Origin of the sequence: Paraburkholderia sp. UYCP14C (assembly GCF_004197395.1) — a bacterium.
Lineage (GTDB): Bacteria > Pseudomonadota > Gammaproteobacteria > Burkholderiales > Burkholderiaceae > Paraburkholderia.
In genome coordinates, this window is the sequence record NZ_SELS01000132.1 from 1 (window position 1) to 8,395 (window position 8,395).

General features: G+C 60.9%; 3 protein-coding genes and 1 pseudogene. All 4 read right to left on the bottom strand.

The window, feature by feature from the left end; translation table 11 throughout:
* Positions 1 to 389: 389 nt before the first annotated feature.
* Positions 390 to 4,106: pseudogene (locus tag EVC45_RS47830) on the bottom strand (DEAD/DEAH box helicase); the annotation flags it as partial.
* Positions 4,107 to 4,132: 26 nt separating this feature from the next.
* Positions 4,133 to 7,162, bottom strand: a complete 3,030-nt coding sequence (locus EVC45_RS42700; RefSeq protein WP_129964104.1) for a Tn3 family transposase — start codon at positions 7,160 to 7,162, stop codon at positions 4,133 to 4,135.
* Positions 7,163 to 7,247: 85 nt separating this feature from the next.
* Positions 7,248 to 7,796 (bottom strand): IS630 family transposase, encoded by a 549-nt coding sequence (locus tag EVC45_RS42705; RefSeq protein WP_129964105.1) that lies wholly within the window; start codon positions 7,794 to 7,796, stop codon positions 7,248 to 7,250.
* The gene (locus tag EVC45_RS42710; RefSeq protein ID WP_129964106.1) at positions 7,793 to 8,254 is read right to left on the bottom strand and encodes a helix-turn-helix domain-containing protein; all 462 of its coding nucleotides are present in this window, start codon (positions 8,252 to 8,254) and stop codon (positions 7,793 to 7,795) included. Before EVC45_RS42710 ends, EVC45_RS42705 begins: the two co-directional genes overlap by 4 nt.
* Between the last annotated feature and the right edge of the window lie 141 nt (positions 8,255 to 8,395).

An 8,395-nucleotide genomic window follows, 5' to 3' on the forward strand; every position in this document is an offset into this window, starting at 1 on the left:
GACGTCCACATAAGCCCGTCAGTTTTCATAACTTCGCCGCTTATGATAGGAATTTGCGCTTACCTTGTCTGGCCCCCAACACGACTGGCTGATCCGCTTCGTCGAGCACCGGATAGCGGACACGCGGGTAGTGCGGCTCGTCAAGAAGTGGCTGCACGCTGGCGTGCTGGAGGAAGGAAGGTTGACGCAGAGTGAAATCGGTACCGTTCAGGGGTTGTAAGCGGGACGGCTTCATCGAGTGGTTCCCGCAGCAGCGTGAGGAAATCCACGAACTGGCTGAATACCAGGGTTTTGTGCTGGTTGGCTGACAGTTCAGTGGCCAGAGCTGCGAACGCCCGCACCTTGGCGCCGACGAGACCCAACTCCGGACTCACCAGACGGGGGTCACACGCGGCACGGCGTAGCCGGGTAAGCTGGGCCAGAATATTCAGCCGTGCGGCGCCGGTGTTGCTATCAGTCAGGCTCTGTTCAGCTTCTGCGACAGCCCGCCGCCTGATTGCCTCGTAGTGCGCGGCTTCCGCATCTTCGGAAGTCACCGCAAGCTGCAATTCGGTGCGCGGAGGCAGCTCGTCCAGAACCTGCGATTTGGTACGACGCAAAATGAAGGGGGCAATCAACCGACGCAGCGTTCGCTGTGCCTCGCGGTTCCGTTCGCGTTCAATTGGTACAGCGAAGCGTTCATTGAAGCGTTTCGCGCTACCCAGCAAGCCGGGGTTACAGAAGCGCAGGATCGACCAAAGTTCGGTCAGGCGGTTTTCAATCGGCGTTCCGGACAACGCCAGACGAAAATCGGCCTCAAGCTCGAACACTGTCTGCGAGCGTTTTGCAGCTGCGTTCTTGATCGCCTGTGCTTCATCCACCACGACGGTATGCCAGCGGCGATCGAGGAACGATTCAGCGCCTTGTAGCATCAGCGCATAGGAGACCACAACCACGTCGCCCGCGCTGGCCTCGCGAATCATGGCGTTGCGGCGATCGTCATCGCCCTCACCATAGAGACAGAGATTCAGGGCGGGCGCGAAGCGCTGCCCTTCGGCGATCCAGTTGCCCGTGAGGGAGGTTGGCGCAACCACCAGCGCCGGCCCTTCCGAGGCACGCGCCAGCAAGACTGCCAGGGACTGCAGCGTCTTGCCCAGCCCCATGTCATCGGCCAGGCAGGCCCCGAACCCACAGGCAGCCAGTCGCATTGCCCACTGGTAGCCTTCCTCCTGATAGGGGCGCAGCTGTGCCTGCAGGCCGCCTGGCAGCACTGGCTGGCTATCCTGTGCGGTCTTCAACTTCTCGATCTGGGTACGGAATTCTGCATCCGCATGCAGATCCGTGCCTTCCAGTACGTGCTCCAGCCATGGCGCGGCAAGACGCGGGACTTGAGCCTCCCGCTTGTGGCTATCCGCCACGGTCGCCAGCGTGTCCAGTCGCGAGCGCAGTGATTCGGTCAGCGCGGCGTATTGACCATCGCCCAGGGGAACGAAACGCCCCTTGCCTTCCCGGCTCCAGTCCAGCAACTGCTGCAGGGTGAGTACAGTGCGTTCGTCCACGCGAAGCTCCCCGCTCAGGGCGAACCAGTCGTGCTCACTGGCAACGGCAATACGCAGACCGGACGTGTCGACCGTTTGCACCGTCACCGCTTTGCCTTTTGGCCAATCCATGCCGCTCACGGCTTCCAGCGTGGAGAGTATCTCGAGAAGTCCAAGCGCGTCTTCCGGGGCGTCCAGTACCCATTCGAGCGAGGTAGCCTGGCGCGGCAGCATTTCCAGCATCGGGCAGGCATCCAGAACCTGCTCCAGGTGCACACGCTCAGTATCGAGATTACGCTGCGCGCCCACCGCCTCGCCGCGCACCGCGGCGATCATCCGGGCACGACCACGGGCCGGCGTCACACGCGGGCCGTCCAGGCCGAGTGGGGCCACCACCAGGCGCAGGGCAAGCCCTTCTCCCAGGGGCGTCAATTCGGCACGCAATCGTGCGTCCGCGGCAACTTCGCGAGTTGCTTCGATTTCGTCGGCATGGACCTCGAAGTGTGCCGCCAATCCGCGCAGCGCGGGTTGCAGTTCGGCCTGCGCGCTCTTCGGCAACACCAGCGACTTGCCGACCAGTTGTGCAGCACGGTGCTGCGCAGCAGTCAGTCGAATCACGCGGGCCCGCTGTGGTGAATCGCGCAGAACGGTGATCATGCGCAGTGCCTCGGCTTCCTTGCGTATTGCACTGCTTGCGGAATACATTTCCCTGGATGACGGCTCGGAGCGAAACTCTGGCACCACGCGAACGTGCAGGCTGCCGTCTTTCTCTGTCACATCAATATGTGGTACGCCCTCAGTCAGATCCACGGGGACATCCGGCGCATCGGCAAACGCTACATGAGGATGCCCGATTAACGCGGTGACTGCGGTCGCCAGGTCAAGGTGATATTCGCGCTTGTAGTAAGGGTCTTGCTGGATAGCCCGTGCCACCCGCGCGTCCCAGGTTTCAAGTTTCTCGTTGCTGGCCACCCTGGATAGCGAAATATCCTTCGGCTTGCTCCAGCCGCGCGCTCCGTGCTTCTGCTCCCAGGGGATGATATCGACGACGCAGCCATCGGGGTCAGTTTGCACCGACCAGATCAGCCTGCTTTGTTGCGGGTTCGCTGCTCCGGAAACGCCAGCATTCTGGGGTTGCCCCAATGCAGCGAGGGTCGTCAGGGTGATACGCCAGCTTTCCTGCGGGCCTGGAACAAAAAAATGTGTCGGCGGGCTCTCTCCTTGCAGTACAGCCAGCGCGCCATCCAGTTGTGTCACCATCCACGCGAGCCCGCATTCGGCCAGGCGTGCGCGAAGCCGTGCACCAGCTTCATGCTCGCGCTTTTGCAGGGAGGCCGATGCCCGATCGTCGCCTACCCATGCCCGAACGAGCCACCGCCAGAAGTCGGGGGAGTACACCCTGTCCGCCGTCGTCGCCGGCATAAACCTGTCGGGCGTGAGCGCGACCTCTCCCAGGCGCATGCGTGCCGCCTGCCATAGCGCCCTCCAGCAGCCGTCGAACGACTCCAGTACCCGCTGGCCTCCGGCTTCAGTCACGGCGAATTTACGCACGGCTTCGATCTGCCTGGTGCTGCCCTGTGCCATCAGTGCCAGACAATAGAGCCAGCTGATCGAAGCCGGGATGAGATTCTTTCGCTGCCCGGTTTCCGCCTTTAGTGCCTTGAGTCCTGCCTCAAAGGCTGCCTGAGCGTCGGCCCAGTGTCCCTGCGCGGTGAGGCTGGCTGCGTGAAGGATCGTGCCATAGGCCTGATCGATCCCATTACGCGGTTGGGCTTGATGTGCCCGAAGCGGATCCAGCAAAGGATCCAGCTTTTGTAGTTGTCCTGACAAAATGGCATATTCGGCGAGCGCGAATCGAAGGCCATCCGGTACAGGGTCCCGACCGTCAAGCATGCGTTCTGCAATGGCGATCAGACCATGTCGCTCGGGGTTCCACTGCGCGGTGAGTTCGAAGATGCCCTGCGCCAGTAACTGGCCCCGTAATTGCGGATGGATTCGCTCAAACAGCACGGGATCCAGCCCATCCAGTGCGGCCGCCACCAAAATGGGCTCCCAGTCGGCATGACGACAGTGGCGCTTCAGTTGCTGCAGCCGTTCGGGCGTTGCGCCGAGATAGAGCTCAAGTCGGGCGATGGCTAAAGCGGCGTCTGAGGTATTGAACGTACTCCAGGCATGCTGCGCATTGAATTGCTCGGCCGTGGCCAGTGCGGTGCGAAGCGTATCCACGCCAGTACGCTGCAGCGCCTGCTGATAGGCCCATCCTTGCAGTGATGGCGCCACCGTCCAGTAACCTTGCCGGTATGCTGCTTCCTGAATCAATGTGAGTGCGCCCAGCTCACGAACGACGTCACGAACCATGTCGTTGGTATAGGCTTTCCCCGCCCTTGAACGCCAGCCGAGCTTGCCAAGCAGGCCGAGGATCCACGTGCGCGGGCGCGGCGTGACACCGAGCGCCAGTGCCTGCAGTACATCGGCCTGTGACGGCTCCAGCAAATGATCGTCAGGGGTGGTCAAATGAAGCATCGCAGTGCCATTCATACGTCTGCACGACTCCTTTGGGGAAACACGCTGGGGCCCCGGGGCCGGCATCGTTCGGATTGCCGGGGCAGTCGCAATTATACGATGTCGAGTCCGGCAAGCATCGCGGCGGGATCGATCGGATTCTCATTGCGAAACACGTAGTGCCCGAGGAAATGGATGTGCTGCCAGGCGACCGGTGAGATCTTCTTCAGCATGGCGAGCGCTTTCTGGTTGCCCTCGCGCTGATAGCGCTCGAGCAGCGTCGAAAGCAGCACCGAGTTGAAGGCGGTGACGATGTTGGCGAGCAGGCGCCCGCATTCGTTACTGATCGCAATGTCGTGATCAGTCTTGCCGATCAAATGTTTCTTGCCGCCGACCTCTGCGATGAAGCCGCGCAGCGCGTGATACGCCTCGATCCGGTTCTGCGATCGATGGACGTTGCGTTGCAGTTGTGGGTCCCGCAGGTAGCGCAGCGTGTAGACACTGCGCACCAGTTTGTCGAACTCGAAAACGGCCTTGCGGGTGCGATGATGTGGCGACAGCGCGCAAAGCTTGCGCACAAGCGCCTGCTGGCTGATTTCCTTGACGCTGAGCGAGGCAATGATCTGCTCGATGATTGATGGGTCGTCGCAGATCAGCCCCCGGTCGATCTGCCCGACTGGCTTGATCAGAAAATTATCGTACTGCGCCAGATCGTCGCTGCAGTACAGATGCTTCAGTTGCGCCTGAGGGCTCGTGAAGCGCGGTGCGAACTCCCTCTCGAACCAGTACATGATGGAGAAATTCGCCTTGTTTACGCTGTGCATGTCACCGGTGATCGCGGTGGGCACGATGTCGGTGGTGTTGCGGTAACAGATATCGAAGACGAAATGGCTCTCATGCTCATGGGCACCGATGAGCTCGGTACGCAAGGCAACGTGGTTCGCAAGAAACGTATGCGCAACGACACCGCGGCCGCGACCGAAGTACTTGCTTGAGTACCGTGACTTCGCCGTGGGTCGGGCAGCTTCAAACTTCTGGCCATCGACCGCGCCGAAGAGTACCTCAAGATCGAACGAGTAGTACTCGAAGATCGGCAACTGGGCGATGAAGTTAGCGATCCGGTCGTTGGCCTCGCGCAGCGTCGCGAGACGACAGTATTGCCGGAATGTCTCGTCGAGCACGTGGTACGGGATATCACAGATCTGCGACATGGCGAGATTGCCGAGATTGGTCGCCTGCGCAATAATGACCGCCATCAGGCTTTCGTTATCGGCGATCTTCTTCGCGTACCGTGGCTGCAAGGGTTTCATCGCGGACAGAAAGCCGCAACGCTCATTCACAAACCGGATGATGTCGGCAATGTCGCGCAGCGGCAGCTGGGCGTAAAAGCTTTCCTGCTCCGTGTCTTCCTTGCCGACCTTGGGCTCACGCCCTCGGAGGGTTGCGTGCTGTTCGTCGTATTCGAGGTGTTTGAGCTTGCCTCGCCGCAGCTCAGAGTCGAATTGCTGCCAGAGTTTGCCCAACTCATCGCACAAGGCCCCGACGATGTCGTGGGAGGGCCTGCGCAGCCACGCGAGATCAAGCTCGCCAAGCACCACAGCCGTCCGGTCGGCCGGCACGAGATGATCGCTGAAGCGTCGATGCTGGAAGCTGTCATCCAGATGCAGCTCACCGCTCTCGATCCGTTTGCGCAACTGACGGTAGAGCCAGAACTCATATCGATCACCTCGCAGGCTGACAGGTTGTCCCGCCTCGTCGAAGGTCAGCAGGTACGGCCTGAGCCGTTTCGGGATCACGTTCAGCGCCGCCTCGGCAAGCGGTTGCCTGTCAAGCCGTTGTCGGCGCGCGAACACGCCCCGCATCCAGTTCACTGCGGCAAGCCAGGGGTCGCCGGCCCGCGTGCTGGAAAGATCGAGCGTCATCGCCTGCGGCTGCAGCCGGATTCGAATCTGCCCGGCCGCCTTGTCGATCGCACGCCAGCGCAGCTCCATCTGGCTGACGGATTTGTCGCTCAGCAATTGGGCGACCTGCTGCAGGGTGGCTTTGGGCAGGATGCTGAACGCCCGATCCCGCACCGATCCGAACGATGTGGCATCGTCGAGCGTTTCGTCGACGTAGAGCTGGAGGAGCCTGCCGACCTGCGGGGTGTCCTTCTGCCGCTGTAGCTGGGCAAGCGTGAATGCCTGATCGGCGCTCACCTTGCTCTCGTCCTCGAACTTCTTCGTGTGGTGACGCAGGGCATCCACCAGGTTATCGTTGAACTGACGGTAGCGCTGCCAGGCGTAGCACAACAGGTATAGGGCCGATTGCCCCGGTCGCAGCTTGCGCAGGTCGTACACGGTATAGAAGTGGGCAAGGCTCGCGTAGTAGTCGAGGTTCTGCCGTGAGATCTCGAGTTTTGGCGGGACCGATTCGGCAACGCGATAGATGGGTTCGAGGACCGCGCGCTTGTGACGCTCGCGGCTCATCATGTGCGGCCCGAAATACTTGGCGTCCTGCTTGATGGCAGCAAGCCCGGAGAGGGCATCCTCGCGCACCAGCAGCCGCTCGAGCGCCTGTTTCGCGTCATCGGTCATTGCAGCTTCGATCAATCCGGCGAGCCGCTGCCGTTCCTCGGTGAGTCCCGCACTGATGACTGACTGGAATGTGGTATAGCCGGGTCGCACGATACGCTGCTGGTCCAGCCATGCGAGGAGCTCCGTCACGACGAAGGCTGGCGTGACGTCGCGGCGCACGAGCTGCCGGGTTTTGTCGGCCAGAGGCGGCTGGTCTTGCGCGGCGTAGAATCGGTAGCCGGACAGACGCAAAATGGCTTGGCGCTGCACGAGGATTTCGGCACGACGCACGGAGCGGCCCGCCATGCGCGACTGTTCGGGAAAGTAACGCGCGAGCAGAAAGTCAGCGTCTTCCTGGCACTGCTCGAGCGTGAAGCTGAAAAATGCCCTCGCGGCCTTGAAGTAGCCAATCTGCAGCATGCACAGAAGCTGCTCGGCCCACCCCTTGCGCTGCAAGGCAAGAGCCCGCTCTTCGGCCGTGAAGGTGAAATATTCGCTGCGCTGGAATTCGTCGAACCGGGGCTGCCGGAAGAACGCTTCCCGCTCGAGCTCGGAGAGCAGCGTGAGATTCTTGTTGTTGGCCCGCATGCGGGGAATCAGGAATATGGGAAGGGCGCCATTCTAAAGCGTGACAGACCAATAATTGTTATTATTGGATTACCCGTTTAAGTGTTCACGAAAAATCGATTTGAAAATCGGGGCCGTACTTGTTTAGCAGTGCGTTAAGTTCGGTGTCGATGGTCTCGCGTGTCCATGTCAGGGCGCTTCGCCATCGGTATTTCAGGTGCCGCCATACGATCTCGATCGTGTTCAGTTCAGGACTGTAGGCCGGCAGGTAGAACAGGACGGTCTTATGTTCAAGAAGCCAACGTTGCCGTGCTTCCTCGCTGATACCGTGATGGATGCTAGCGTTGTCCAGCACGATTACAGTGGGCATTCCGGCGGCGCCCGCGAGCACGCCGTCGATGAAGTGCTCGACATTCGGGGCTTTGATCGTCCCGCTATGCGCGGCGTGGATCAGCGTGTTCTCGCCGAAGTCCAGCGCGCCGATCACGCTGCGACGGCAATGATGATTCGGCTCAACCTGATGGGGCAAGCCTCGTGGTGACCAGCTACGTTGAACAGGGGGCGATCCATGGAAACCCGCTTCATCAAGGTACAGCAACCGCACGGCACCCTCGCGCGCGGCCTGCTGGAGCTTCTCGAGTGTGGCCTCTTTCATGGCGAACGCCTCTTCGTTGCGCTTTTTTTGAGCGAGTAGCGGTTGCGCTTGAACGAAAAACCGTTGCGCTTGAGGGCCTCACCCAGCGTTTCGATCTTGCAGGGCAGCGATTCGTTAAGCGCGGCTTCGACGCGTTGTGCGATGCGCCCCAGCGTCAGAGGTTCGGAGCGTGCGATTTCAAGGGCTACGGCAATCTGGGCTTCAGTCAACAGCGCATGCCGGCCGCCGTTATGGGCGCCCATCAAACCGCATATGCCTCGCTCGCGCCACGCGTGCGACCAGTTGTAGACGCTTTGACCGCTCACGCCCAGGTCGGCCGCAATGGCACGGGGCTTGAGGCCACGTCCGAGCATCAGCAGGCCCGCCGCACGTGTGCGTGTATCTTGATGACGGTGATTGATCGACATCTGCTGCAAAGTCAGCTCCTCGACAGCCTCCAGCACTACCACACACTTCATCCACTACCCCGGCATCAGTGAAAACGCCAGGTTAGCCAAAATCAAACGGTTTTACCAGGAACACTTAATTCCATGCAACCTCAACTGATGAAAACGCGTCAGACCCGGCGGCCAGCCGCAACGCCTGCCGAACCCGGGTTC

Bases quoted from the DNA above. Each gene is read 5' to 3' on its own strand.
- EVC45_RS42700 (WP_129964104.1), bottom strand. From the start codon at position 7,162: ATGCGGGCCAACAACAAGAATCTCACGCTGCTCTCCGAGCTCGAGCGG.
- EVC45_RS42705 (WP_129964105.1), bottom strand. From the start codon at position 7,796: ATGAAAGAGGCCACACTCGAGAAGCTCCAGCAGGCCGCGCGCGAGGGT.
- EVC45_RS42710 (WP_129964106.1), bottom strand. From the start codon at position 8,254: ATGAAGTGTGTGGTAGTGCTGGAGGCTGTCGAGGAGCTGACTTTGCAG.